The sequence below is a fragment of the Mesorhizobium sp. IMUNJ 23232 genome (genome assembly GCF_044326205.1).
GTDB lineage: Bacteria > Pseudomonadota > Alphaproteobacteria > Rhizobiales > Rhizobiaceae > Kumtagia.
Window position 1 is genome coordinate 1 of the sequence record NZ_JBIRCY010000087.1, and the last position, 24,219, is coordinate 24,219.

24 protein-coding genes and 3 pseudogenes are annotated in these 24,219 nt (G+C 59.7%); 16 read left to right on the forward strand and 11 right to left on the reverse strand.

Translation table 11 applies throughout. The features are described 5' to 3' along the window. Nucleotides 1-805, forward strand: a pseudogene (locus ACH196_RS34685) (hypothetical protein); the annotation flags it as partial. A 41-nt stretch (nt 806-846) separates the two neighbouring features. On the opposite strand, the gene ACH196_RS34690 reads toward ACH196_RS34685, so the two are convergent. Then, nucleotides 847-1,029 carry an Rmf/CrpP family protein gene (locus ACH196_RS34690; protein ID WP_396651396.1) on the reverse strand — a complete coding sequence of 61 codons (183 nt, stop codon included), beginning with the start codon at nt 1,027-1,029 and terminating at the stop codon, nt 847-849. A gap of 582 nt (nt 1,030-1,611) precedes the next feature. Between ACH196_RS34690 and ACH196_RS34695 the strand changes: the two genes are divergently transcribed. Next, nucleotides 1,612-2,010 (forward strand): DUF982 domain-containing protein, encoded by a 399-nt coding sequence (locus ACH196_RS34695; RefSeq protein WP_396651397.1) that lies wholly within the window; start codon nt 1,612-1,614, stop codon nt 2,008-2,010. A 191-nt stretch (nt 2,011-2,201) separates the two neighbouring features. Here the strand turns inward: ACH196_RS34695 and ACH196_RS34700 are convergent, their stop codons facing one another. Then, nucleotides 2,202-2,447 (reverse strand): hypothetical protein, encoded by a 246-nt coding sequence (locus tag ACH196_RS34700; RefSeq protein ID WP_396651398.1) that lies wholly within the window; start codon nt 2,445-2,447, stop codon nt 2,202-2,204. A gap of 227 nt (nt 2,448-2,674) precedes the next feature. Here ACH196_RS34700 and ACH196_RS34705 point away from each other — a divergent pair. From ACH196_RS34705 to ACH196_RS34725, 5 genes and pseudogenes are all read left to right on the forward strand, one after another. Further along, nucleotides 2,675-2,980, forward strand: a pseudogene (locus ACH196_RS34705) (integrase); the annotation flags it as partial. Continuing rightward, entirely contained in the window at nt 2,953-3,249 is a 297-nt protein-coding gene (locus tag ACH196_RS34710) for a hypothetical protein (RefSeq protein ID WP_396651419.1), read from the forward strand. The pseudogene ACH196_RS34705 and the gene ACH196_RS34710, both read left to right, overlap by 28 nt. Beyond that, nucleotides 3,168-3,482 carry a tyrosine-type recombinase/integrase gene (locus ACH196_RS34715; RefSeq protein ID WP_396651399.1) on the forward strand — a complete coding sequence of 105 codons (315 nt, stop codon included), beginning with the start codon at nt 3,168-3,170 and terminating at the stop codon, nt 3,480-3,482. The genes ACH196_RS34710 and ACH196_RS34715 overlap by 82 nt, the downstream gene beginning before the upstream one ends. A gap of 214 nt (nt 3,483-3,696) precedes the next feature. Then, a complete protein-coding gene (locus ACH196_RS34720) occupies nt 3,697-5,139 on the forward strand; it encodes a DUF1254 domain-containing protein (RefSeq protein WP_396651418.1) in 1,443 nt (480 codons plus the stop codon). A 189-nt stretch (nt 5,140-5,328) separates the two neighbouring features. Then, nucleotides 5,329-5,640, forward strand: coding sequence for a hypothetical protein (locus tag ACH196_RS34725; RefSeq protein WP_396651400.1), 312 nt, complete (start codon nt 5,329-5,331; stop codon nt 5,638-5,640). A gap of 139 nt (nt 5,641-5,779) precedes the next feature. Here ACH196_RS34725 and ACH196_RS34730 read toward each other — a convergent pair whose 3' ends face one another. The 5 genes from ACH196_RS34730 to ACH196_RS34750 form a co-directional block, all read right to left on the reverse strand. Continuing rightward, the gene (locus ACH196_RS34730; RefSeq protein WP_396651401.1) at nt 5,780-6,049 is read right to left on the reverse strand and encodes a hypothetical protein; all 270 of its coding nucleotides are present in this window, start codon (nt 6,047-6,049) and stop codon (nt 5,780-5,782) included. Between the two features lie 79 nt (nt 6,050-6,128). Beyond that, nucleotides 6,129-6,299, reverse strand: coding sequence for a hypothetical protein (locus ACH196_RS34735; protein ID WP_396651402.1), 171 nt, complete (start codon nt 6,297-6,299; stop codon nt 6,129-6,131). Nucleotides 6,300-6,593: 294 nt separating this feature from the next. Beyond that, on the reverse strand, nt 6,594-7,013 hold the full coding sequence (locus ACH196_RS34740) for a hypothetical protein (RefSeq protein ID WP_396651403.1): 420 nt from the start codon (nt 7,011-7,013) through the stop codon (nt 6,594-6,596). Next, on the reverse strand, nt 7,010-8,425 hold the full coding sequence (locus ACH196_RS34745; protein ID WP_396651404.1) for a recombinase family protein: 1,416 nt from the start codon (nt 8,423-8,425) through the stop codon (nt 7,010-7,012). The genes ACH196_RS34740 and ACH196_RS34745 overlap by 4 nt, the downstream gene beginning before the upstream one ends. Then, the gene (locus tag ACH196_RS34750) at nt 8,422-8,946 is read right to left on the reverse strand and encodes a DUF2924 domain-containing protein (protein WP_396651405.1); all 525 of its coding nucleotides are present in this window, start codon (nt 8,944-8,946) and stop codon (nt 8,422-8,424) included. Before ACH196_RS34750 ends, ACH196_RS34745 begins: the two co-directional genes overlap by 4 nt. 381 nt (nt 8,947-9,327) lie before the next feature. Here ACH196_RS34750 and ACH196_RS34755 point away from each other — a divergent pair, with 381 nt between their 5' ends. The 6 genes from ACH196_RS34755 to ACH196_RS34780 all read left to right on the forward strand — a co-directional run bounded on the left by ACH196_RS34755 (nt 9,328) and on the right by ACH196_RS34780 (nt 14,245). After that, the gene (locus tag ACH196_RS34755) at nt 9,328-10,509 is read left to right on the forward strand and encodes a hypothetical protein (protein WP_396651406.1); all 1,182 of its coding nucleotides are present in this window, start codon (nt 9,328-9,330) and stop codon (nt 10,507-10,509) included. Nucleotides 10,510-10,517: 8 nt separating this feature from the next. Next, nucleotides 10,518-11,441, forward strand: coding sequence for a hypothetical protein (locus tag ACH196_RS34760; RefSeq protein ID WP_396651407.1), 924 nt, complete (start codon nt 10,518-10,520; stop codon nt 11,439-11,441). A 105-nt stretch (nt 11,442-11,546) separates the two neighbouring features. Then, complete coding sequence (locus ACH196_RS34765; protein ID WP_396651408.1) at nt 11,547-11,753, forward strand: helix-turn-helix transcriptional regulator; 207 nt, start codon at nt 11,547-11,549, stop codon at nt 11,751-11,753. Nucleotides 11,754-11,757: 4 nt separating this feature from the next. Further along, nucleotides 11,758-12,660: a hypothetical protein gene (locus ACH196_RS34770; protein WP_396651409.1), complete on the forward strand. Its 903-nt coding sequence runs from the start codon at nt 11,758-11,760 to the stop codon at nt 12,658-12,660. Further along, a complete protein-coding gene (locus ACH196_RS34775) occupies nt 12,657-13,181 on the forward strand; it encodes a hypothetical protein (protein WP_396651410.1) in 525 nt (174 codons plus the stop codon). Before ACH196_RS34770 ends, ACH196_RS34775 begins: the two co-directional genes overlap by 4 nt. Continuing rightward, a complete protein-coding gene (locus ACH196_RS34780) occupies nt 13,181-14,245 on the forward strand; it encodes an AAA family ATPase (RefSeq protein WP_396651411.1) in 1,065 nt (354 codons plus the stop codon). Before ACH196_RS34775 ends, ACH196_RS34780 begins: the two co-directional genes overlap by 1 nt. Before the next feature lie 327 nt (nt 14,246-14,572). Here ACH196_RS34780 and ACH196_RS34785 read toward each other — a convergent pair whose 3' ends face one another. Next, entirely contained in the window at nt 14,573-14,761 is a 189-nt protein-coding gene (locus ACH196_RS34785; protein ID WP_396651412.1) for a hypothetical protein, read from the reverse strand. A 49-nt stretch (nt 14,762-14,810) separates the two neighbouring features. Here ACH196_RS34785 and ACH196_RS34790 point away from each other — a divergent pair, with 49 nt between their 5' ends. Next, nucleotides 14,811-18,296 (forward strand): hypothetical protein, encoded by a 3,486-nt coding sequence (locus tag ACH196_RS34790; protein WP_396651413.1) that lies wholly within the window; start codon nt 14,811-14,813, stop codon nt 18,294-18,296. Nucleotides 18,297-18,363: 67 nt separating this feature from the next. On the opposite strand, the gene ACH196_RS34795 is transcribed toward ACH196_RS34790, so the two are convergent. Further along, a complete protein-coding gene (locus ACH196_RS34795) occupies nt 18,364-19,443 on the reverse strand; it encodes an AraC family transcriptional regulator (protein ID WP_396651414.1) in 1,080 nt (359 codons plus the stop codon). A 683-nt stretch (nt 19,444-20,126) separates the two neighbouring features. Between ACH196_RS34795 and ACH196_RS34800 the strand changes: the two genes are divergently transcribed. Together ACH196_RS34800 and ACH196_RS34805 are read left to right on the forward strand one after the other, a co-directional pair. Beyond that, nucleotides 20,127-20,591, forward strand: coding sequence for a phage terminase small subunit P27 family (locus ACH196_RS34800; RefSeq protein WP_396651415.1), 465 nt, complete (start codon nt 20,127-20,129; stop codon nt 20,589-20,591). A gap of 570 nt (nt 20,592-21,161) precedes the next feature. Beyond that, nucleotides 21,162-22,739 (forward strand): hypothetical protein, encoded by a 1,578-nt coding sequence (locus ACH196_RS34805; RefSeq protein ID WP_396651416.1) that lies wholly within the window; start codon nt 21,162-21,164, stop codon nt 22,737-22,739. Between the two features lie 257 nt (nt 22,740-22,996). Here the strand turns inward: ACH196_RS34805 and ACH196_RS34810 are convergent, their stop codons facing one another. Then, nucleotides 22,997-23,851, reverse strand: coding sequence for a sigma-70 family RNA polymerase sigma factor (locus ACH196_RS34810; RefSeq protein WP_396651417.1), 855 nt, complete (start codon nt 23,849-23,851; stop codon nt 22,997-22,999). Next, a pseudogene (locus ACH196_RS34815) lies at nt 23,848-24,219 on the reverse strand (hypothetical protein); the annotation flags it as partial. The gene ACH196_RS34810 and the pseudogene ACH196_RS34815, both read right to left, overlap by 4 nt.

Consider the following 24,219-nt stretch of genomic DNA (forward strand, 5'->3'; position numbering starts at 1 on the left):
GGCAGCAAAGGCCCGATCAGTTCCCATTCCTCGTCCGTCAGACCAACACGTTCGCCCAAGGCTGCCTCCAAAAAGAAGCCTTGAATCAAAACCGGATTCTCCAGTCAACCTTTGTCAACGGACGCTAACCATAGACACCATCGGCCTCTCCGCCACCGTGGCCCAGATTAAGGGCTTCACTCACATTGGCATCAACAACGGCGGGGACACTTTCGACTTCTTCCTTCGGGGCGCTGGCGGAACCCTCGACTTCTCGACAAGCTTTACCGACCCACAGGAATTAAATATCGACGCCGAGCTGGTCACATCCCGGGTAGTCATCACCGGCAGCGCCGGCAAGAACGAGATCATCGGCTCCGATTTCGGCGACTGGCTGAATGGCGGCAAGGGCAATGATGTCGTCCGTGGCGGGTTTGGCAACGACCTTGTCAACGGCGGGCTCGGCCGCGACACGCTCTACGGCGACGACGGAAACGACGCTTACGTGTTCGACACCGCAGTGGCAGCCACCAACGTCGACCATTTCGGTGACTTCCGGCCGCAGGACGACTCGATCCGCCTTGATGACGCCGTGTTCCAATGGACTGGCCAGACGCTTGGCGCGCTGAAGCAGAGTGAGTTTAAGGTGATCGGCAACGGTCAGACCGTCGATGCCAATGACCACATCCTCTACAACCAGAACACCGGCGCGTTGTATTACGACTCGGACGGAGCAGGGGGCAAATCTGCCCAGTTATTTGCCATTGCCGACAATTTCTCTGGCGACATTCCGAACCTGACCTACCAGGATTTCTTCATCATCTAATTGGCGTCATTTTTCAGCCCGGCTGCGGAAACGTGGCCCGGCTATCCTTTCCGGATATTCTCAAGGTGCACAACCTTGTCTTCAATATCGATCTCTTCCGCCTGATCCCAACCTCGCAGCCAATCTCGATGGGCCTGTGTGCCTTCATCGTAGGGACACCAGGGCCGAAGCAATCCGAGACAATATGCATCGACACCTTCGTCAACAATATCACGGGGCGGCATGGCTAGGCTCTTACGTATCGTTTCGAAACTTAGTTAGCGGTCTGGCGTGATTGGCCAACGCCGGGCCGCGCGGCGCCGTAGTGGACTAAACCCCGTAGATGCGGAAAGTGTCGTAGAACGCGACTGCCCCTAGCGCGAGAATGAGCAGCGTAGCGAGCGCCAAGGCCGGAGTCACGATCGGTGATTCTTCCATCTGGACCACCTCGAAATCTACGAACCCGACCGGTCTAGCTAAGGGGGCAAGGGGTGGCGCTAAACCGGTCGGGGTGGCTCCTTTGAGAAGCGCAACTGCTTTTCCAGAAAGTGACTTCGGGTTGCAACATGGGAGATTGGGTGCGGTGGTGAAATTCCGCCACTGCGGTACTTCAGCAACGCTCAAGCTTTACAACCAATTTAGCACCCGCACTGATTGCATTGCGGGTGCAATCGAGGTTATCAGCCAGACATTGAGGGACCATCAAAGATGTCGGACCGGGAAAATGTGGCTTAACCTTACCAGAAAAAATCAACCCTTCCTGATCAACACAAAGTGGGTGGCGGACGTGCTTCCAGGCCGCGAGGGGTCTTTGCTGATCTTTGATAGTGCTCAAGGTGAGAACCGAAGGGTCGCTGTTGAGGAGACAGTGGAAGAAATCGCCGTCTACCTGGGAGCGCCTCAATCGCAAGGCCGATCGCGACGCGGATCACGATAACGCATTAAACGTCGAGCCGCGAGAGTTCCGTATGGCTACGACTGGTTGGTGGCAAAGCCCGGTGCCTGTGATGCTGCGTAACAGCGCAACGGTTCTCCTTGTGAACAACAACCTCCAGGCCGCCGATATCCTCCAGCATAGATGGCCTACTAAGGGAGGCTCAAAGCAACGTGCGGCATGCGAAGCGGTTATGGAGGCCTTGGAGCAAGCCCGTGACCAGATGGCGCTCGCCAAGGCTCAGAAGGCGTTCGCCGAGGCCGCGAAAGAGGCGGACATCCTGATTGAGTGACGCGCGGCCGGAGCGATGCGACCGTATTTCAGCGCAAAGGCTTTGACCGAACTTCTTGCTAGCCTGGTCGTTCTGGAGGCTAGTCCGAGCCGCCCTTTACGTCTCCCCTCGCGGGCCTGCGGTTCCAGAGGGGCCCGCCCAGAGTGGCGGGCCTTCCTGTTTTAGGAACACACCTTCCACCACCCATTTAATCAGGCGTCGCCATGAGCATCTTTAATTTCGCGCCGTTCGAGCTCGTGCTCGATCGCCTCGCGAATAAACGCCGCCATACGGTGCTTGCCGACGACCGCCTCAATCCGTCGACGGACATCCGCCGTGAGACGTACGCCCGTCAGCTTCGTATCCGAATCTCTGTCCAGTGGAGGTCGGCCCATCCGGCGAGAATTATCCGCCGGCATATGAGTCAAAGCAACCTCCGAGGCAAGGCAGATGGCCACGGCAGCATCTGCACCTGCGAATAGCCTCCATTAACGGGAGTTATCGGACCCAAAATCATGGACGACTTCAGCGCCGAAAGTAGCTTCGAACTCACCGTCGCCAACACGACCGTACGGGCCGTGGCACTCATCGACGACGACGTGCGGCGGTAGCCCGGGCATCCAAAGCCAAGAACACTCTCCTCGCCTACCGTTCGAACTGGACCGCGTTTCAGGCGTGGTGTGCCGACCGAGGCGTGACCAGCCTGCCGGCCGAACCCGGGACGGTGTCCGCCTATCTCGTGGCCCGGATGAAGGAAGGGCTCAAGGCCTCCAGCCTGGCCGTCGCCGTGGCGGCGATCCGCCATACCCACAAAGCCGCAGGGCTCCCGACGCCGACTGAGCATGAGGCGGTGGCCATGGTCATGAAAGGCATCCGCCGCACGATCGGCACCGCACCGGTCCAGAAGCAGCCGGCGACCGCCGAACGCGTCTCGGCTATGCTGGCCCATTCGGCGCGCACACCATGCAGGGCAAGCGCGACCGCGCGCTGATCTTGCTCGGAATGGCAGCGGCTTTCCGGCGCTCCGAACTGGTCGCGCTCGACGTGTCCGACTTGGCATTCACCGAGAAGGGTTTGGACGTGACCATCCGTCGATCCAAGACAGACCAGGAGGGACAGGGTTACACCGTCGCCATTCCGACTGGCGAAAGCCTGCGGCCCGTCGCCGCCGTGAGGGCATGGCTGGACGCTGCCTGCATGTCCGGAGGCCCCTGTTCCGCCCGGTCAACAAGGGCAGCGCGGTTTCCGCCGAGCGCCTGACTGGGTGGGCAGTCGCCAAAGTCATCAAGGGGTACGCGAGGCGTGCCGGGCTCGATGCCGGAGACTCCTCTGGCCACAGCCTACGCGCGGGATTCGTGACCAGCGCCGCCGAGCGCGGGGCGGACCTCAATCGAATAATGGACCAAACCCGCCACGTGGATCCACGCGCCGTCCGGAAATATATCCGCCGGGCGGAGAGATACCGGGATCATGCTGGCGCAGGCTTCCTATAACGGCGTGAAATGCGCTTGCTGCATAGCGCGCAAAATCAAATGGCAACGACGCGCAAAATCAAAGGGCACCAATTTTCGTCGCCGCCGGGCAGCCCGTATTGCAGGCTTATCCATGCCGGCCAGGGTGATAACGGCCTCACTCCGAGACATCTGTCGGTTGCAAAAAAAATCACGTAAGGTCACGACGCAACATCATGAGGGACAACGACCAACCATGAACGTATCACGTCGCACTGTTTCACTTGGTGGCCTGGGCCTGCTTGCCGCCACGTCGCTGAGCTCGACGGCCGCATCGGCCGAAGGCCTGATTTCGGACCTAATGGAAGGGTCCGATGAATTTGCCGACGCCATTGAAGCCTACATCTACGGCTATCCGCTGGTGACGATGGAAATGACCCGCCGGGTCATCACCAATGTCGCCGAGCCCGTGGGAACGAAGGGTCCGATGGGCCAACTTATCAAGCTCAGGGAGTATCCAAACGCCTCCTTCCGTGATGTCACCGCGCCGAACGCGGACACGCTCTACACGACCGCGTTTCTCGATGTCGGCGACGAGCCATGGGTCGTAAGTCTGCCGGACTTGAACGACCGCTATGCGCTGTTCCCGATGCTCGACGGCTGGACGACCGTTTTCGATGTCCCCGGAAAGCGCACCACCGGAACCGAAGCGCAGACCTTTGCCATCACCGGCCCAGGCTGGGAAGGCACGTTGCCGGACGGTGTCAAGCAGTACAAATCACCGACCAGCATCGTCTGGCTGCTTGGCCGCATCTACTGCACGGGAACGCCCGAGGACTACGCCGAAGTCCACAAAATTCAGGACGAGGTGAAGCTCTACCCGCTCAGCGCCTGGGGCAAGGAATGGACGCCGCCGGCCGGCAAGGTCGATCCTTCGATCGACATGAAGACGGCGGTGCGCGACCAGGTGAACAAGATGGACGCGGTCGAATACTTCACCCTGCTCGCGGACCTCCTGAAGCGTAATCCGCCCTACGAGGCAGACGCTCCGATGCTCGAGAAGCTGGCCCAGATCGGCATCGTGCCCGGGCAGGACTTCGACAAGTCGAAATTCGATCCGGCCTTCGCCAAGCGCATTCCCGAACTGGGCTTTGCTAAGATCATGCTGCACTTCAAGTTCAGCGATGGCGACATCAAGAACATCGACGGCTGGGGTTTCACGACCAAGACCGGTATCTACGGCACCAACTATGTCCAGCGTGCCCTGATCACGGCAATCGGCCTTGGCGCCAACCGGCCGCAGGACGCGATCTATCCGACGTCGCTGAAGTCGGCCAGCGGGCTCATCAGGCGGAAATACGACGGCTCTGAAAAATACGTTCTGACCTTCAAGAAGGGCCTGACGCCGCCCGTCTCCGGCTTCTGGTCGCTGACCATGTATGACGAAAACTACTTCTTCGTCGACAACCCGCTTAACCGCTATTCGATCAGCGCGCGTCAGCCGCTGAAGGCCAATGCCGACGGATCAATCGACCTCCTGATCCAGAACGAATCTCCCGGCGCGGACAAGGAATCCAACTGGCTCCCGGCGCCGAAGGGCAAGTTCATCCTGATGATGCGGCTCTATTGGCCGAATGAGAGCGACCCGTCAATTATCAACGGGACGTGGGTCCTACCACCCGTCAAGAAGGCGAGTTGAGTAGCTTCTTCGAGACCCGGGGTTCGCCCGGAACCTTGCCAGCGGCCAACGTCGACTTCTAGGGCTTCCTCCTCTGTCGGCGATATGGAGCGGAGGGCCTGACCACCACGGCTGGTCGAGGAGTGGCATTACCGCTGGCAGACGTTCGAAGACGAATATCTCACGCGGCGCGCGCCGGGCTATTACGACGTGAAGGACGACAGCCAAGGCGACCTGTCGGCAATTTACCGACATCCGGGGATGAGCCACATTGCTCTGATGGTAGCCAAACCGCCCAAGCGTCCGAACACTTATCCCGATCGTCATATCGACTGCCAGGAGGCGCTAGAGATTGAACTGCAAGGCTTCATAGAGCGAGCGCAACGGGCCGGCTGGAGTCTCGACGACATCGAGCGTGCGACGCGCACCCTGCTATGGGCGCAGCGGCGGGCATTGGAAGAGACCGCCAAGTTGGAAGCCGACTTGGCTATCATGCGGGCGATGGCGCGGGCGGCGAGATAGACCACCCTATTGGTCTAAATCAGGTCCAATAAGGGGAATTAGCGGAGCCAATCCGCGCGACCGTCGCCATCCGCCTGTGCCTGCTGCATGAGTTTGGCTGCGCCGGCAGGCGAGCCTTTCAGCACGGGCGCCCTACGCGCTACATGACCCCGTGATTAGCCTGAAAATCCCTTGCGATGCCATCCAGCGCCATCTTGATGTCGTCAGGGCTATCGATGCCGCCGCTGAAAAGAGCGATCAGGCGACGGGCCAAGTGCTCGCGCGCAGGGTGAGTGCCCTCCATGCCAGATAGCTCGCAATAGTCGTCTAGGATTCTGGTGAGTGTCGCCAACTGCTCGGCGTCTGCTATGCCTCGGAAGGTCATCGCGCTTATCCCTTGGTTGGGCGAAAGCGTGATCGACTCTTTCAAGCGCCCGTTTGCCATGAAGGTGCGGGCGACAAAGGTAGTGTACGCTCTTCGGCGCGGCATAGCGAATCCAAAACTGGCGCTAGCGACGGCCTTTCAGCAAACGCGCTTCACGAATGAGAGAGGGCCAGTTCAAGCCGAGCACTGCAACAAGGTCGGTCGCCTCTGCATTGGTAACGCCGGTTTCCGTGACGAGGCGCGCAGCGGCGGCGCGCGCTTCCGCACGCTTTTGGTCATCCTTATCGTCGGACATGCGGGCATCCCCTGTTCCCCCGGTGCCGCAACGTAAGTTATGGCGGGAGGTTCCCACCGGCTATAGCGCGGGATCGAAGAAGTAGGCGCCCCACCGCTGCGAACTGTTCATTTCCGTTCATCCGGCGCTTTCGGAACATCTTTCGCCGGCTGCCGTTGGACTGAAAAGTGAGGCCCACATGCCCGGAAAAGTCAAAAACCTTAAGCGCCAGATAGTTCGTGAACCCGAAGCAGCAGGCACGCCGATCAAGCGGCCCGACACGGCCGGCAAGGTCCCGGTAGGCTGTTCAGTTGCTCAACTCACCCACGTACGATGCTGCTCGACCCAGCTGTCGGGGGTGTTGTGAAGCAAGCCCTGCCGTTGAACGGCGTCTGTTTGCCTCCCATCCAGGAGTGCCTCGACAATTTCTGGCGCGAGTAGGGTCAGGCGAAAGGTCCGAGAGACGAACGAGCGGTCGAGCTTCCTGGATTTGGCGAGTTCGCCGATGGTTGTGTATTGGCCCTCGTCGAGCAGCCGCTGCCACTCGAAGGCCTGTACGATTGAGCGCAGGAGCGGGCGATCAACGAGGCGGCTGGTCAGCGGCGATTGTTCCTGGCCGCCCGGCGATATGACCAGCTTCCTGCCACCTCGTTTGCGGAAGGTCAGCGGCACATGAACGGTGATCGTCTTGCCGTCCGTGGCGATGTCGGTGACCTGGGGGCTGAGCATGGTCATGCTGCTTTTCCGGTTGCAGCCGGAACTTTTCTGAGTTCACCTGACAATCGTGAAAGCCCTTCAGCGCGCAGCTTGATGCTGGCGCCGTCGAGACCGACATCGACCCGCTCGACGAGAAGCTCAACGATACGAGCCTGCTCCGACGGAAACAAATCGTCCCACAGCGGATCGAGGCGCATCAGGGCCTCACGGACTTCCGATTCAGCGATGTCGGTTGCTGCCGCTGGTATCTCGCAGCGGGGCCTATTCGCCGTTGACTGGCTGATCGCCGAGGTTCGCGGCGCCTGGGCATCTGTCTCCATCTCCCGCGTAGCCATCCAGGTGCGGACGATCATCTCGGGCGAGGCCAGCATCGCCCGCAACTGGTCGATAACCACGGTTTCGATCTCGGCGGCTGCGATGCGTCTGATCGGGCAAGTGTGCGGCCCGAGCTTCACCACCGTTTGCGTGACATAGTATCGATAGAGCTTGCCCTTCCTGCGGGTGTGGGTCGGCGACATGGCGCTGCCGTTCGGCGCGAAGAGCAACCCCTTCAGCAAGGCCGGCGTCTGACGCCTGCTTGCCGCTGCCCGCTTGCGTGGATTCTCAGCGATGATGGAGCGGACCTTGTCCCACAGTTCGCGGGGGATGATCGGTGAATGCTCGCCAGGATATGCCGTGCCCTTGTGAACGGCCTCGCCGACATAGATGCGGTTGCTGAGGATCTTGTACAGCATGCCCTTGTCGAACGGCTTGCCGCTCCGGCTGGTGACGCCCTCGGCATTCAGCGCACGGGAAAGCTGCATGCCCGAGCCGGTCTTCAGGAAGCGTTGGAAGATCATTCGGACCGTGGCTGCCTCCGCCTCGTGGATGACCAGCTTGCGATTCACCACCCGGTAGCCGAGCGATACGGTCCCGCCCATCCACATGCCCTTCCTGCGGGAGGCCGCGAACTTATCGCGGATACGCTCGCCGATCACTTCACGTTCGAACTGGGCGAACGACAACAGAATGTTCAGCGTCAGCCTGCCCATGGACGTGGTCGTGCTAAAGCTCTGTGTGGTGGAGCAAAACGTCACCTGCTGCCGGTCGAACAGGTCGACCAGCTTCGAGAAGTCCGAGAGCGAGCGGCTGAGCCGATCGATTTTGTAGCAAACAACGACATCGACCAGCCCTGCCTCGACATCGCGCAGCAGCCGCTTCAGGGCGGGACGTTCCAGCGTCGCGCCGGAGACCCCGCCATCGTCATAGCGGTCGGGCACCAGCACCCACCCCTCGGCCCGCTGGCTGACCACATACGCCTCGCACGCCTCGCGTTGCGCATCCAGCGAATTGAACTCCTGATCCAGACCCTCCTCGGAACTCTTGCGGGTGTAGACGGCGCAGCGCAGCTTGCGCACGACCGGCTGGCGGGAAGGCGCGTGCATGTTCATCGTGCCGCTCCCCTGTGGTTGCGAAGCCCGAAAAACAATGGCCCGTTCCACCTCGTACCGGCGATGGCACGGGCGACGGCCGAGAGCGACGAGTATGGCCTGCCCTGCCATTCGAAACCGCCTGCCGTGACGGTGACCACATGCTCGACGCCCTGCCATTCGCGGACCAGCCTGGTGCCGGCAAGCGGCCGGTCGCCGCCGCGACCGCGGCCACGGCGGCCGCTGCCACGATCGTCACCGAGTTGTTCTGCCAGTGCCCGCAGGCGAGCAAGCGTCTCCGGCTTATGTCCGCCGAAAGCGAGTTCCTGAACACGGAAGGCGAGCCGGCTTTCGAGGAACGCGCGGTTGTAGGGTGGCGGCTCGCTCTGGAAGAGGTCCCGCCACTGCTGCTTCAGGTCGGAAATCGGCGCATCTTTCAGGGCAGCAAGGCGGGCGAGCACCTTCGGATCGTCATAGCGGTCTGGATGCGACAACGCCGCCCATGCGCTGCCGGCTGATGTTGCAAGAGACTGTTTTGTCATCGGAACTCCCCATTGCGATGGGTCCGACACACGCTCTCTTCCGCGCCAGAGTGAAGCGAACTCTCTGCGTCACCAGCATATATTCGACTTGACTGTTTTGCTCTCAGCCGAACCAGGCCAGCGGCAAGGATGGCAGCGATCTCGTCGAGCCGCTCGGTCGCGTTCATGCAGCTTGGGGTAAGAGCGTTACTACCTGAGAGAGTTCGATTGAAGTCCTTCATGGAGAGGGATAATTAGCTCTCGAACGCGGCTACTCCAGTACACGGCGAATTGATGGGGAAAGCTGCGCAAACAAACGTGGTCTCACGCATCTTTTGCCGGCCAACCTACTATATTGATTACGGGGAGGAGAATCGAAGTGCGGTTTCATCAGGAGTCGCCATGCCGTCCCTGAAAACGTTCGTTGCCAAGGTCTCCCACGCCGGACTCGTTAGCGAGCTACTTCGTCACCAAAAACTCGAACTGCCCAAAACTGCATCCGCACTCGATAGTAAGGAACTGTTCGAAGCCGTGGACGCGGCCATGTCCAGCGCAATGCCTGGAACGGCCGGCGCGATCGACAGGTTGATCGAACGCATCACAAGGCTGTCTGACGAGGCCGGAGCGACAGCGCTGGAGGAAGCAACTGACGATCCGGCACTTTCGCAACTGCCTTCAAAGCATGCCCGGGCCCTTTACGTTTTTCTCAATGATCGCGCTGCATTTAGGCACGCCGAAGAAATCGTCTATACTGACTCAAGGCGTGGAAATATCAGGGAATGGACAATGTTCGCGGTTGCGAAGCATTCGCTGCTGTCGCGCGATTCCGACGCTCTCGAATCATTCAAGCAAAAGCTGAAATCTTTCTTCGATACCCCCAATGTGCATGTCGAGATCATCGAGCGTGATCGGATCGAAGCGGACGAGAAAGGGGAAGGCGGCACGCGAATCGCCTCCCTCGTTCAACTGACCATCTATCGGGAGGACAGGCCTGACACCGAACTTGCGTTCGATCAGGAAGGGAACCTCGGAACGGAGGTTCGGCGCAAGGTTTTGGAGGCAGCGCTCACCTACGAGTACGATACCGGAGTGATCGAATGTGTTGCCCGGCAGCGGGATAGCCGCAAGGAGATGGCCCGCATCCTGGCGGTAACCCTCCTTGGCTATGAACCCGAATTCCAGCCCACTGGCATGCGTGCTTATGATCTGACTGTCCTGCGCCAGCGATTGGCCTTCGACCACGAACCTGTAGATCGCATTCAGGATGTCAGCGTCACCATGCTCACTATCACCCCGAAAGACTCCGCCGGAATCAGAATACGGGTGGAAAGCACTCCTGCGAAAAACAGGGATATCTGGACCGTTACAGACGATTGTCTGGGCTCCGGTGCCCTTCTAAATGACTATCAGATCAATCAGGCGCGGATCGTCATCCGATACAACAGTGGCGAAAGCGGTCACCTTCGTTCCCTACCCATCGTGATCACACATCCCGGCCGCTCCAGCCTGAAGGAACTGACTGCTTTTGAGAGGACGGTGTCGACCAAGTACCTGCCGCGCTGGGGACTGGTCGCCCAAGCATGAAGCCACCCTTGGTCGGCAGAGTCGAACTCCAGCTTCTGCTGGGACTCTTGGAAGCAAAAGCACTGCGCTTCACTCATGAGGCGCTGGTCGACTATCACGGCGAGTGGGGCCAAAGGTTGATAGACTCCGAGCTGATGCTGCCGTCTGGCTACGATACCACCGTGACCGACGAGAAAGACGATCTCGCATACGAGGTCGGCTACGACAACAGGAAGGGCGCTCTCGGCTATCATCATCCGCTTAGAGGCTGGATTGGGGTGCCACAGGATAGCCTTCGGTTCTATGTGCCCGATCTCGCCGCCATCTTTGCACTGTTGCTCGGATCGGAACTTCGGCCGCTTCCCACGGAACCGAATCCGCTCGAGGGCCCAGCCATCTGGGATGTCGGCAAAGCCCGCCTGACCAACACCGAGTTGCGGGACGTATGGTTCGCGCGGCGCCTGTCGGACGCGCGGATGTTTGAGATGCTCGAACGGGTCGTCCAGCGTCGTCCCTCACAGCAACTCCGCCTAGTGCTAACAACCACTCCCGCTACCCGATTGCCGGACAGGCAAGTGCCGGGTCACAAGATCGTGCCAATCGACGATGTTCTGTCCAATACCAACATCGGTATCGACATTGCAATATTGCGGGCACGTTTTGGCGGCCAGCCTCCCCCGCCTGGCGCAGTTCTGCATCTCTCCGAGGACAATCGAGTTCTGACCATCCACGGAAAGCAACTATTCTTCAGGAAGGGCGAAATCATCCGGAGCATCCTGCGCCAGTTGTACGACGCTTATCCCAGCGGATGGATTAGAACCAGCGAGGTACTTCAGAAGGCCTGCTCTGCGGCCAGCTCAATCGATCAGGCCTTTGGCGCGCGATGGCACGAGGTCAAGTCGTTCATAGAGCAGAGGGGCGGCATGTGCCGCTTCAATCCGTACCTCTCCTAGCCACCGCAAATCTGGGGGATTCTCTGGTTTTCCTATGGGTGATCCTCTGGCGACATTCATGTGAACGTCCCCGCCATCCCAACCATGATGGCGAGGACCTTCGCAATGATCCCCACCTACCTCAACCCATCCGAACTCGCCCGCCGTTTCCGCGTAAGCCCGCGCACCTTGGAACGCTGGCGCTGGAAGAAGACCGGGCCGCACTATCACAAGCTCGGCGGTAAGATCGTCTACGCGCTTTCCGACGTCGAAGCCTACGAGCGGCGCCGCCGCGCTGAGACCCACTCCTCGATCCTCGGTTCGTGGGAGTGAGACAATGGCGCCGGAGAAAGCTGCGCCGGAAGTGTTGGCGGGTGTTTATCAGGCTAGCCGGATAAAACGGCACCGCGCGACAAGAACAGAGGTCCAGTGTCGGCGCGCTGGCCTTTTCGATGTCGTCAGGTCCATGAAGCCTATGACTGTGCGCCAGGTCTTCTACCAGGCCACCGTGATCGGCATCGTCGACAAGACTGAGGCCGGCTACGCCAAGGTGCAGACCGACCTGGTCGCCATGCGGAAAGCCGGCACCCTGCGTTATGATTGGCTGGCCGACAATACACGCTGGCAACGCAAGCCACAGACCTTCGACAGTGTCGAGCAGGCGCTGCTCGATACTGCCCGGTTTTATCGCAAGTCGCTGTGGACCGACGCCGACAGCTATGTTGAGGTCTGGCTGGAGAAGGACGCTCTCTCCGGCGTCATCCTGCCGGTCACTGACATCTACGACGTCCCGCTGATGGTTGCCCGCGGCTACGCGAGCCTGTCCTTCCTGCACAGCGCGGCTGACTACATCGCCAGCCTCGATGTTCCGACGTTCATATATCATCTCGGGGACTACGATCCGAGCGGGGTAAATGCCGCCGAGACGATTGAGACGACGCTTCGGCAAATGGCTCCGGCCGCCGAGATTCACTTCCGCCGGCTGGCGGTCTGGCCATCGCAGGTCATGCAGTGGAAGTTGCCAACGAGACCTACCAAGGTAAGCGACACCCGGTCCAGGGGCTTCGGCGACATCTCGGTCGAACTCGACGCAATCCCGCCCGACCGGCTGCGGCGGTTGGTTGAGGACGCAATCACACAGCACCTGCCACCGGATCAGTTCCGAGTGCTCAAGGCCGCCGAGGAAAGTGAGCGAGAATTGATTGCCGCCCTGGTGGGCAGGATGGGAGACGTCGCATGAAGGCCTCCCGTCCTGAATGCCCGCTTATCTGTCCCAACGGCCTAGACATCGAGGCGCTCCGCCACGCCGGCGTCGGCATCATGTCGCTGGCGACGCCCTGCGCAATGATGGTCGCCCAAGGCCTCGTCGCTCGGGACCACCGCTTCGAGCCTCGCGGCAACGGCGAACGCTGGTTTGCCTTCGAGCAGGCCGATGCCGGTGACATCGTTTTCTGGCACCTGCCGACAGGCAAGATCACCACATGGTCCGGTCGCGCCTTCGCCTTGGGCGAGGAGGTGATCAACAATCCCGGGACCTACAGTTTCGACTGCGCCCTGAACATCTTCGCCGGTCCTGTGGACTGGCTGCGAGCAAAGCGCGACGGGATCGTGGTGCTCGACTGGGATCGCGCCTTCGACCGCCTCCGGGACGCGCCACGCATCGCCCTCGCGGAAAGCTTGGTGCCGAAATACGAGCGGTACATGCGGCCGGCCCACATGCCCAAACTGTTCGTCATCTCCAACAGAAGGCGGGCGGCGTGATGGACGAGACCGTGATCCCCATGGCCGAGTTCAAGCGGCGCGAGCGCAAGAAGTCTCGCTTCAACAGGACCAGCACCACCACGATCATGGCGACCGCATTCCCGCCGATCAGGTGGATTGTGGAAGGCTACGTCCCCGAAGGCCTGAGCGTCCTGGCCGGTCGGCAGAAGCTCGGCAAAACCTGGCTGGCGCTCGACTGGGCGATCGCCGTCGCTTGCGGCGGCATCGCCATGGGCTCAATCGAATGTGAGCAGGGCGACGTCCTCTATATCGATCTTGAGAATGGCCAGCGGCGCATCAAGTCCAGGATCGAGATCCTCTTCCCCGACGAGCGGCTCCTGCCCGATCTATCGCGACTTGACTGGGTGAACAAAGCTCCTGCCCTCAACAAGGGGTTCATCGACGCCATAGACGACTGGCGCATGTCGGCGGTGAGCCCCAGGCTGGTCATCATTGACGTGTTGCAGCGAGTAAAGCCACCGGGAAACGCAAATCAGACATCTTACGAAAGCGACTACGCGTCCCTGGCCGAACTCCAGCGCTGGGCAACAGAGCACCGGGTTGCGGTGGTCGCCCTTCACCATACCCGCAAGGGAGGCGCGGACGATCCGCTGGAGGCATTGAGCGGTTCGAACGGCCTCTCCGCCTGCGCCGATACCACCCTCGTCCTCAACCGGGATGCCAATGGCACAACGCTCTACGTCCGCGGCCGCGATGTCGAGGAGAAGGAGACGGCCATGAACTTCACTGGCGGCAATTGGACCGTCGTCGGGGAAGCCTCCGATGTTCGACGTTCCGGCGAGCGTGGTGCGATCCTGGATGTCCTGCGGGCCAGTACTGATCCTATGTCGCCCGCCGATGTCGCCGGCGCACTGGGGAAGTCCTCCGGCGCGGTCAAGAAGATGATGTTCACGATGGCGAAGGCCGGCGAGATCGAGCGGCTGTCGCGCGGCCGCTATCGCGCGTCAAAGGCCGGTAACCTTGGTAACCACGGTAACCAAGTCGAAAAACATATTCAAAATCAATTCCATAATGGGCTTCAGAAAGGTTACCGCGATGAGTAGCGCCGGTAACCAACGCACTCTGGCGGTAACCATCGGCAGGATGGAGGTTACCAGGTTACCGGCTCCAAGATCGATCGGTAACCTTTCCGGCCCGAATGATTTCAATGGCTTGGATGCGATTGGTTACCAAGTTACCGTTGTTACCCGGGGACCTATCTGCCGGCTTCACGAGGAGGGTGCGTCATGACCGATGTAACGCTTTACCGACAACAGTCTGCCGCTCGGCACCCTCCATGTCCGGAGTACCTGCAACGCCAACCGAGACAGTGAAGGCTTTTTGCTCTCGACCGTTGCCGGACTCAATCTGACTCTTGGCCCCGTAAACCGCTACGGCGCCGACTGTTCATCAAGCGAGGGGTTTGAGCCGCTGCTGCGTGCCACACGCATTGGCGAAAAGTTGGACATCGCCATCGCTTGCCCTGCTCCAACTTTAATAATGGCGATTTTCGGACACAGCTGGCGCTGCGCGGATAGCGCATCGTGCGCCGTCGAATAAACAGCGCGCCAGCCGAGCATGCCTCGGAATTCACTCATCCTCACGAAGTTTTGCCCCAAGGAGGGAGCAATGGCGACAATTATTGGAACGATAGGCAATGACGTCCTGTCTCTGACAAACGGGAGCGACGTCGTTACCGCATTAGACGGCGTTGACAAAATTATGGCGGGCGCTTTTTTCAACGCCACCGACAAGGTCGACGGCGGTGCCAAGCAAGATACCGTGGTCCTCGACGGTGATTACAGCGCGCAGCTGACCCTGGCTGCCGACACACTGTTGAATGTGGAAGTGCTTGAGCTCAGGACCGGGCACGATTACTCGATCAAGACCCACGAGGCCACGGTTGGGGCAAACGCTGAACTGAAGGTGGTGTTCGCGGGGGATACAGCCCTGGGCGGACGATTGATCTTCGACGGATCGGCGGAGACCAGTGGCAGGTTCGACCTTTTTGGTGGCGCGGGCAACGACATCCTGAAAGGCGGCGCCTCCGGTGACGGCTTTTCGCTCGGTGGCGGCACCGATACCATTCTCGGCAACGGCGGCGACGATGTCGTGAACGCCGCAGGCAACCTTACGGCCACCGACAAAATCAACGGTGGTGACGGATACGATCTCCTGAAATTGGACGGCGACTATCAGCAGCAGCTCATATTCGGAGCGTCGAGCCTCAAACAGGTCGAATACATCCATCTGCGCGCTGGTCACACCTATTCTCTGAAGACGGACGACGCGAACGTCGCCGCTGGTCAGCAGCTATCGATCGACGTGATCGACGGGACGAGCGGCCGCATCCTCTTTGACGGCTCTGGCGAAAAGGACGGCCATTTCGGTGTCAAGGGAACTGATGGCGACGATATAATCAAGGGCGGCGGCAGCGACGACGTTTTTTGGGTCTGGCAGGAGGGACTTGACAAGATTGTCGGGGGCGGCGGTGACGACACGGCCATCTTCAACGACGGCTACTCGCCCGATGACCGTTTCGCCGGCGGCACGGGCCACGACACGATTGTTGTCGGCGGTGACATGGAACTCACGCTTGACGCTGAAAAGATTTCGAGTGTCGAGCAGGTCACCCTCGACAAGAAGGACTTCGGCTCAACGCTGCTGACCGTCTGTGACTCGTTCGTCGCCAAGGACACTACTCTCACGGTAGACTTCAACTGGGGCGGCGGGTTCGAGCAGGCGCTCGGCTTCAACGGCAGCGACGAGACCGATGGCCGCTTCGACCTTTCCAGCGGCGAAGGTAACGACATCCTGTTCGGGGGCGCTGGAGACGATGTGTTCCATATGAACAGGGGCGGGAACGACTTCGTTTCGGCGGGCGCCGGCAACGACAAAATCGAGTTCGAAAAGGATTTCGATAAGGACGACAGCGTCGACGGGGGCGACGGCTACGACGCCCTGCACGTCAGTGCCCATGCGGCTATGGGAACGCTGACGAACGCTAACCTGAAGGGCATAGAAGCGCTCTACTTCACTTATAGCGCTCCAATCAGTTCGGCTACCATCGACGACTCTATCGCCCCCTCCGGCGGAACCCTGGACGTATCAGCGGGGTACTTGACGGCGGGAACCCATTTTACCTTCGACGCCTCGGCCGAGACTGATGCAGCTATCGGATACATGGATCACGTCGGTACCGACATCGTCTATGGTGGCGGTGGAGATGAGGACGTCGACCTGCGCGGCGGCGGAACCGATAAGGTCTACGCTGGCGACGGCGACGATCTCATCCGTGCTTCCAACACGCTCGACGCCACCGACCGACTGAACGGCGGCAAGGGCGAGGATCGCGTCAGCCTGGACGGTGAATATCTTTTCGCCTTCGAGTCCGCCACAATGCGCAATGTGGAATTTCTGTCGCTGGCCAGCGGTCACGACTACGAACTCTACCTGCACAAGGACACGATTGGAGCCGGGCAGACCCTGACGGTCGGCGGCTACTGGCTTGATGCCGGAGACAAGCTGGTGATCAGCGACACCTCTGGTGGCACGGGTACGTTGGACGTCAGAGCTGGGCTGGCATTTCTGAACAGCGGCAGCGCGGTTCGCGCAGGGACAGGCACCGAGGACAAGGTTGACTTGGATGGCGACTACTCAGCGCCTCTGGTCTTCAATGCCGGCACGCTGCTCGGTGTGGAGCATCTCACTCTGGGCGCGGGCCACTCCTACAACCTAGTCTCGCACGACAACACCGTAGCCGCAGGTAAGAGCATGGAGGTCCGCGGATACTGGCTCGGTGCCGCTGACAAGCTCACATTTGACGGGTCGGCAGAAACCAATGGATCTTTCCAAATCTCCGGCGGCGCCGGAGATGACGTCCTGACCGTCGGTGCCGGCGCGGACGACATACGGCTGGACATGGGCGGACACGATGTCGCCTTCGGCGGAAAAGGGGACGACGTGTTCGATCTGGGAGCGGCTCTGGACACTGCAGACCAGATCAACGGAGGCAGTGGATACGACACGCTGAGGCTCAATGGCGATGTGGTGGCGACATTGGGCACGACCACGGTGTCCGATATCGAGAAGATTCAGCTCTGGAGCGGTCACACCTATTTGTTCGGCATTAACGACGGGCTGCTGGATGCAGGCGAAACGCTCACACTCACAGCTTGGTCGCTCGGTGCTGACGATATCGTCAAGTTCAGCGGTCAGGCGGAGACGAACGGGTCATTCCTCATCGAAACTGGGGCCGCAATTGATACGCTGCAGGGCGGGCAGGCTGCCGACGTGCTGAAGTCCGGCGCGGGTAACGACAAGCTGTTCGGTCATGGCGGAAGCGACACGCTGAATGGCGGAATCGGCAGCGACACGCTGAACGGCGGCGACGGTTTCGATATCGCCTCCTACGAGACTTCGCAGGGCGCGGTCACGGCTTGCCTCGCGTCAGGCAAGGGCACGGGCGGCGACGCCCAGGGTGACACGTTCACCTCAATCGAAGGCCTGCGCGGGAGCGTAAAACACGATCTCCTCTCGGGTGGTGCAAGCTCCGATACACTGGACGGATATAACGGTGACGATCTCCTCCAGGGCGGAGCGGGAGCCGATACCCTGGTTGGCGGCTATGGAACCGACACGGCGACCTATACAGCGTCCGCGATCGGCGTGACGATCAACCTCGGCACTGGGCTTGCCAGCGGCGGGGAAGCGGCGGGCGATATCTTTTTCGGCATAGAGAACATCACCGGCTCCGCCTTCAACGACGTGATCTCTGGTGACAACGGTCGCAACGTTCTCCTTGGAGGCAAGGGAGCTGACATCTTGGCAGGGATGGAGCACGGGGATACGCTGGACGGCGGTGAAGGCAACGACATCCTCGTCGGAGGCATCAATAGCGACACATTCGTCTTTTCGGGCCCGGACTGGGGCACGGATACGATCCTCGACTACGAGACCGGCTATGACGAGCTCGACCTGCGTGGCCACGGTTTCGAATTTCAGGACCTGAAGCTTATCTATGCAAACGGCAATGCCACCGTCGTGACGACGCACGGCTCCATCGTGCTTGCCGGCGTTTCCAGCGGTTTGTCGGCAGACGACTTCCTGCTGTAACGCAGAGCAGGGTTCGCGAAATCGGGACGGCCGCTCGGGCCGTTCCGACCTTTTCATATGCATCCGCTCAACGTGTCCGCTTCAGCGTGTCGATCGGCGATTCGCCGAAGCGAAGCCGATAGTCCTGGCTAAAATGCCCGAGGTGACCGAACCCCCATTTCAGTGCGACCTCAGTCACCGAAACCGTTGCAGGTTCGGCCGCCGCAAGGTCGTCGTGCGCGTGTTGAAGCCTGAGGGCTTTGAGCCAGGAAAGCGGGGTCGTACCGCGAAAGCTCTGAAAGGACCGATGCAGTGTCCTAGCGCTCACGCCTGCGGCATTGGCGATCTCAACCAGTCCGATCGGCTCGGCCGCGTGGGCCTGTATGAACTCCATAGCACGTCGGACGTGAAAAGGTGCCGCCGAGGACCGCTGATTCAACAACGCGTCAGTGTAATTGTGAGGCTGCATTGTAAGCAGCGTGCTCATCAGCATCTGATCGAAGGATGCCATTGCTAAAGGCGAATTGGACAGAAGCGACGCTTCGCCCGCGAACGCCTCTTCCCTCAGATATTGCAGCAAGCGCCGCCAGCGCGCCCCGCCGTCTCCGGCCAGCGAGAAGCCCAACGCGAAGCTGAGCGGCCGGTCCAGCCCGCTGCCGCGTTCTGTGAGCAGTTGAGCGCAGTGCCGTTCCAGTCGCTGTGCCGACAGCCTGAGAATCATCAGATCAAAATCGGAAGAGAACTCAAACTTGATCGGAAGGTCCGGCCGGATAATGGCTCCCATTCCGACATCGGAGCTCAAGCTGGTGTTTCCGTTCTGGATCAACGCAGTGCCGGAGAGTGGCGTCTGCACAAGAAGATGCGGGCCGCACGTATCCGCATTGATTGATATTTCAGCACCATAGCTAATATGGATGAGACCGATATTCCCGACATCTGCTTCTGCTTTGGAGGCGAGGATTTTTCGAACACCCGCGTTCGGATTGGCGACGTGGTGCGATATTGCACGCGTCATCTCGAGCTGAATTTCGTCGAGGTCGCTTGTGACAAGCGGATGCTCGCTGCCGGCCGCTTGAGCGAAGGACGGAGTTCCCGATCCTTCCAACCTCAATGATTCAGCCGAAACTTCATGCCCATGCTCTAATCGAAACTGCGGGTTGTGGGGCACTACGCCTACTCTTGCGGATGCCGAACTGTGGCATGGCGAAAGGTCTAAGTTGAACTTCAGGTCAAACGCGTGATTGTGCAATCGAATCTTTCGGCAGAAGTCAATATGCCCTGAGCGAGTCCGTTAGCAAGCTGGGCTGCAACATGTGCACATTTAAGGCCCCTCCGCCCAAATCTATGCAGATCGGTTCGATCGCCATTAAGGTCGCGACCCTGTTTGCGGCGCTGGCACCGGATCACGCGTGAGGCGCCGGCATGATGACGTGAGGATTCTTCTTATTCAATCGAACGAGAGAGGATCATCCCCGATGTGCGGCTTCTCCTGTCAGGTCGCATTGCGCGTAGCCCTGCGTACGAATGTCGGATAATGTCAGGATTCCATGCACTTAGCTGCCGTGATAGAATCTGACCTGCGAATGGTGATGCCCTGCAGGTGCGCTGAAGCCATTGTCCCCGGGGGCCGGTTCAAAACCTCAGGGGATGGAAAGCGTAGACCGGTCGCCCGCCAGATTTTCACCGCCGCGAAATTGTCTGATCGATGGTGTCACATGCGAGTTCGTCAGAAAGCCAAAGAATACCGAGGCTTAAGCATGCCTGCCTTGGGTAATCAGTCCGCAATCCAGTCGACCAACTGCGGTGGTCACTTGGGCATCTTACCCCTGCTCTTGCGAAGAGAGGCGACCAATGCGCGGTCGTAAGCCTGTCCCGACGAGGCTGAAGCTCGTAGCCGGCAATCCCGGCAAACGTCCGCTCAACCGCCACGAACCCAAACCTGAAACCGCGCTGCCGACCTGTCCCTCGCATCTGTGTCCCTCGGCCAAGGCTGAATGGAAACGCCTCATTCAAGTCCTGCACCGGCTCGGCATGATGAGCGATCTCGATCGGGCAGCGCTGGCTGCTTACTGTCAGTCATACGGAAAGTGGGCCGAGGCGGAACGCAAGGCCAAGGAAACCCCGCCACTGCTCAAGACTCCCAGTGGCCACATCCAGCCGTCGCCATGGCTTGGCATCGCAATCAAAAACCTGGAACTGATGCACAAATTCATGACGGAGCTCGGGCTGTCGCCGTCGTCGCGCACCCGCGTCAGCACCGCCAGTCGGTTGGGCAGCACTACACACGAAGAAAATCCGTTCAAGCTACTAGGCTGACTGTGAGGGAGCTGACGGTCAGCCCTGATTGCTATATTGCACCTTAAATCGAACAGGAACTGAATTTGCGCGTCGCACGCGAGGAGCTCGTCGCGGTCCTGGAGTACGTCGCTAGCCTCACCATACCGCGGCCGAGCGGCAGGCCCGCGTAGAAACCTATGGCGACGATCCGTTACTCGAAACTTGGCCACCATTCCCTTAACGTTGGCAGTGACACGGCGTCACCGCGGATGCTCGAGGAAGGCGCTGCAGTCTGCTTGGGGATCAGCTCACAAGCGGCGCGTTGGGCGGATCATATGAAGAACGCGACGATCGCCATATGCCGGCTTCATTGGGTCGATGGTCGGATATGCAGCTTTCGCGCCCAATTTCGGTCGGTCAGCGTCTAATGTAATCGTCCCAGGAGCGGACACTTAAGTGTCGGAATGACGAATAGCTTACGAGCTCCAACTGATTTAAACGTGTCGGCGCGCGAGCATCTCATGCCTGCTTCGCTCGGCAAGAAAAGTTCGAGCATTCAGAAATGAATCGTGCGCCGGCGTACGATCAGTGCATTCGAGGAGCATACCCGTGGCAACCGCGCCTCTTGCTCTACCACGCCTTCGCAAAATGCTGTCCGACACGGATGATACAAACATTCTCGACCTGTTCTGGGGCGTCCACGCTCTGCAGAATGATAACGTTGACGGTGCACGTCGCGTAATCAAATACCCGCCTGAGGCGGCGAACGCCGACATTATGTCGCGCTTTGCCGTCCATCCGTGGGATGTCGAAACCGTTCTAACTCTGAACATGAACACGGCGAAAGCGTCAGGGCCTGGTCGGCGGCCGCTGCCTACTGACCAATTCAACGCGGCCGGAGAACTCATCAACACCCTTCGCACGGCGCGGGAACAGGATACGGCGGGTCGGATCAGGGCCGATAATATCACGTTGGAGATGCACCGAGTATCGCACCGACAGTTTGCTTGGCAGCGGGGCTGGGCGAACAAGATTGATATCTTTCGCTACCTGTACATCTACGGCCAGGGAGCCTGCGCAGACTATTTTCACCAGACTTACGGCTTGACCATATCCGATTTCTTCGGCGTAGCACTTGCAGCCTTCCAAATGCATAGCGAACGTCCCTGGTTAGAAATGATCTATGGCACGGAAGCTGTGCTTGGCATCACCGACGACGCAGTCCAACGGGCATATGGATTGCTTTCGCAGGAAATCTGGTCAGGTCGCCGCTCAGCGAAGGCACTGCGCGAGAAGTTTGAAGCCAGCTTAGGCGCCTCGCTTCCGGTGATCTATTATCCGAGCTTCCTGCGGGTTAAGCCCATCGTGAAGGTCTTTACGGCTCGCAAGAATGTATATATCGCGCCACTGCCTCAATTGATTATGCATCGCGCCACGATTGGCTTATTTTTCGACTTGGTGCCTGGTGGGACTGCAATAACTAATGATGCGAACGCTCGGTTCGAGGAGTACGCGCGCCGAGCAATTGAAGGATATTGCCCAGCCTTCGAGGCAGCACCGGCCGTGAAGTACACTTTCAGCGGCAACCCCGTGGACACGCCAGATATTCTGATGAAGCGAAACGGCGTCGTTCAGACGGTATTTGAGTGCAAGGCGACGAAACTCACTTTCGAAGCCCAGTATGGCGACGACCCGGTACAAAATGCCAAGAATGGTTATGCACAGATGGCAAAAGCTATCTTCCAGCTATGGAAGTTCTTCTCTCACGTTCGACGCGGGATCCTGGCTGCAGATGTCGCCGACGATACCACAGGAGTGGTCCTCACCATCGAGCCGTGGACTCAGATGTCCAGCGAGCTTCGTGACCGGCTTGTTCAAGACGCTAGTGACCTTGCTGCCTCGAAAGACCCCGGCATTACCGACCTCGACAAACGACGACCGGTGTTCTGCACGATTGAAGAGTTAGAAGACGTCATCAGGGAAGCTACCGAGGACCAATTGTTAGCGACTTTCCGCAGTGCGATGGAAGATCGGTTCAACGGATGGAGCATCCGCGAAGTACGCAAGGAAGTTGCACCCGAAAAGACTACGCTGAAGCCCCATCCCTTCGATTTCGGTGATTTATTGCCCTGGTGGGATGCCGTGGAAGAGTATGGCAGAAATCGTGCTGAAGCCGAGACCGGCTGATACTGCCTACACGTCGCCCGAAACCCACTAGGCAGCTTCGCACCGCATTTGCGCCGTTCAAGTCGACTTACGCCGATCCCGGAAGCCGTCATTCGTTCATGTGACGGAAAGTGTCACGCCGAATGGCTGCCCGTTGGGACCTATCTGCCTGTCTGCTTTAGGAAACGGATAGCAAGTTGCGGAAGGGTCGCTTTCTAAATTTCGGCTCGGCAAACATCGCACAAGTTTTGCGGCACTCCCTGTGATCTGGTTTTGGACTATCTCAATTGCACCCAATCCACCGCTTCGAGCGCATAGGGAGCAAACAGGAAATCCCGAATCGCCGAGATTTGGTCGTCGCGCCAATCGACCAGCACGAAATGCGCGGGCTTCTGCATCGCACTACTTTCGAAGACCAGCATGGCCGGAAGGCCTTCAACCGCACCGAAAGAGAACCGCCATTTCGTCTCTTCGGCATAGCGGGTGAAATAGGGGACGATCTTGTCGCGCCCCTCCCATTTGAGCCGGTTTACCAGCTCAAGCTTCACGTCGTCGGCGAGCGTGGCGCGGATCGCGTCGAAGTCGCCCATGCGAAACAGATCGACAAAAGCGGCCATCTTCTGCCGGGCCGCATCAGGCATCAGCGGCAGCCGGGTGTCCGTGGGCATCTGCGCGCGTTGCCGCAGCGCCGCGCGGCCGCGTTGAAGCGCCGATTTAGCCGCCGCCGGCGTACAATCGGCGATGCTCGCGACCTCGTCCACGGAGTGGCCAAGCACGTCCTTGAGGATCACCGCGCAGCGCTGAAGCTCAGGCAGCTGCAGAAACGTCTGAAAGCTGACCGCGACGATATCAGCTTCGGGCATCGGCGCTGCTTCGAAGTCTTCGGTGAGCGCAACGACGGTGTTCCGGGACCTGTGGCGAAGCAGGTCGAGGCTCGTATTGTGGGCGATGCGAAACAGCCAGCCCTCAAGATTGTCCACTCTGGCGCCTTCGGCTCTTGAGCTCAGCGCTTTGACGAGGGTATCCTGCAATACGTCCTCGCCATCGACCGTCGATCCCGTCATGCGTGCGCAGTAACGATGAAGCCGTGGCCTAAGCGCGGTCAGCCGATCCTCGAATTCGTCGGTGCTCATGCATCAAGACCTGCTTCACGCCCGCGCTGGTCCGCCACGAACCGGACGGATATGTCGAGAAGAATCCTCGACAAGGCGGCCGGTTGCGACAGGAAGGGCGAATGGCTGCTTTCCATTGTGTGCGTGATCGTCGTGCCGCCGATCGTGCCGTCAACCGCTGCGATCATGTGATCCTGACCGGTCAATGGAACCGCACGATCCTGGGTGGTGCGGATATAATGGCGCGGCACGGAGCCGAAACTGTCAATCGGCGCGCAAAGTTGACCCCGGATCGGCGTCCAATTTTGACCCCCTTCGTGCAGTGCGCGAGGGTGAGCGCCCGACCGGGTGAAGCTGGTCGGGGTCGCGCAGCCCGGTCGGGCGCGTTG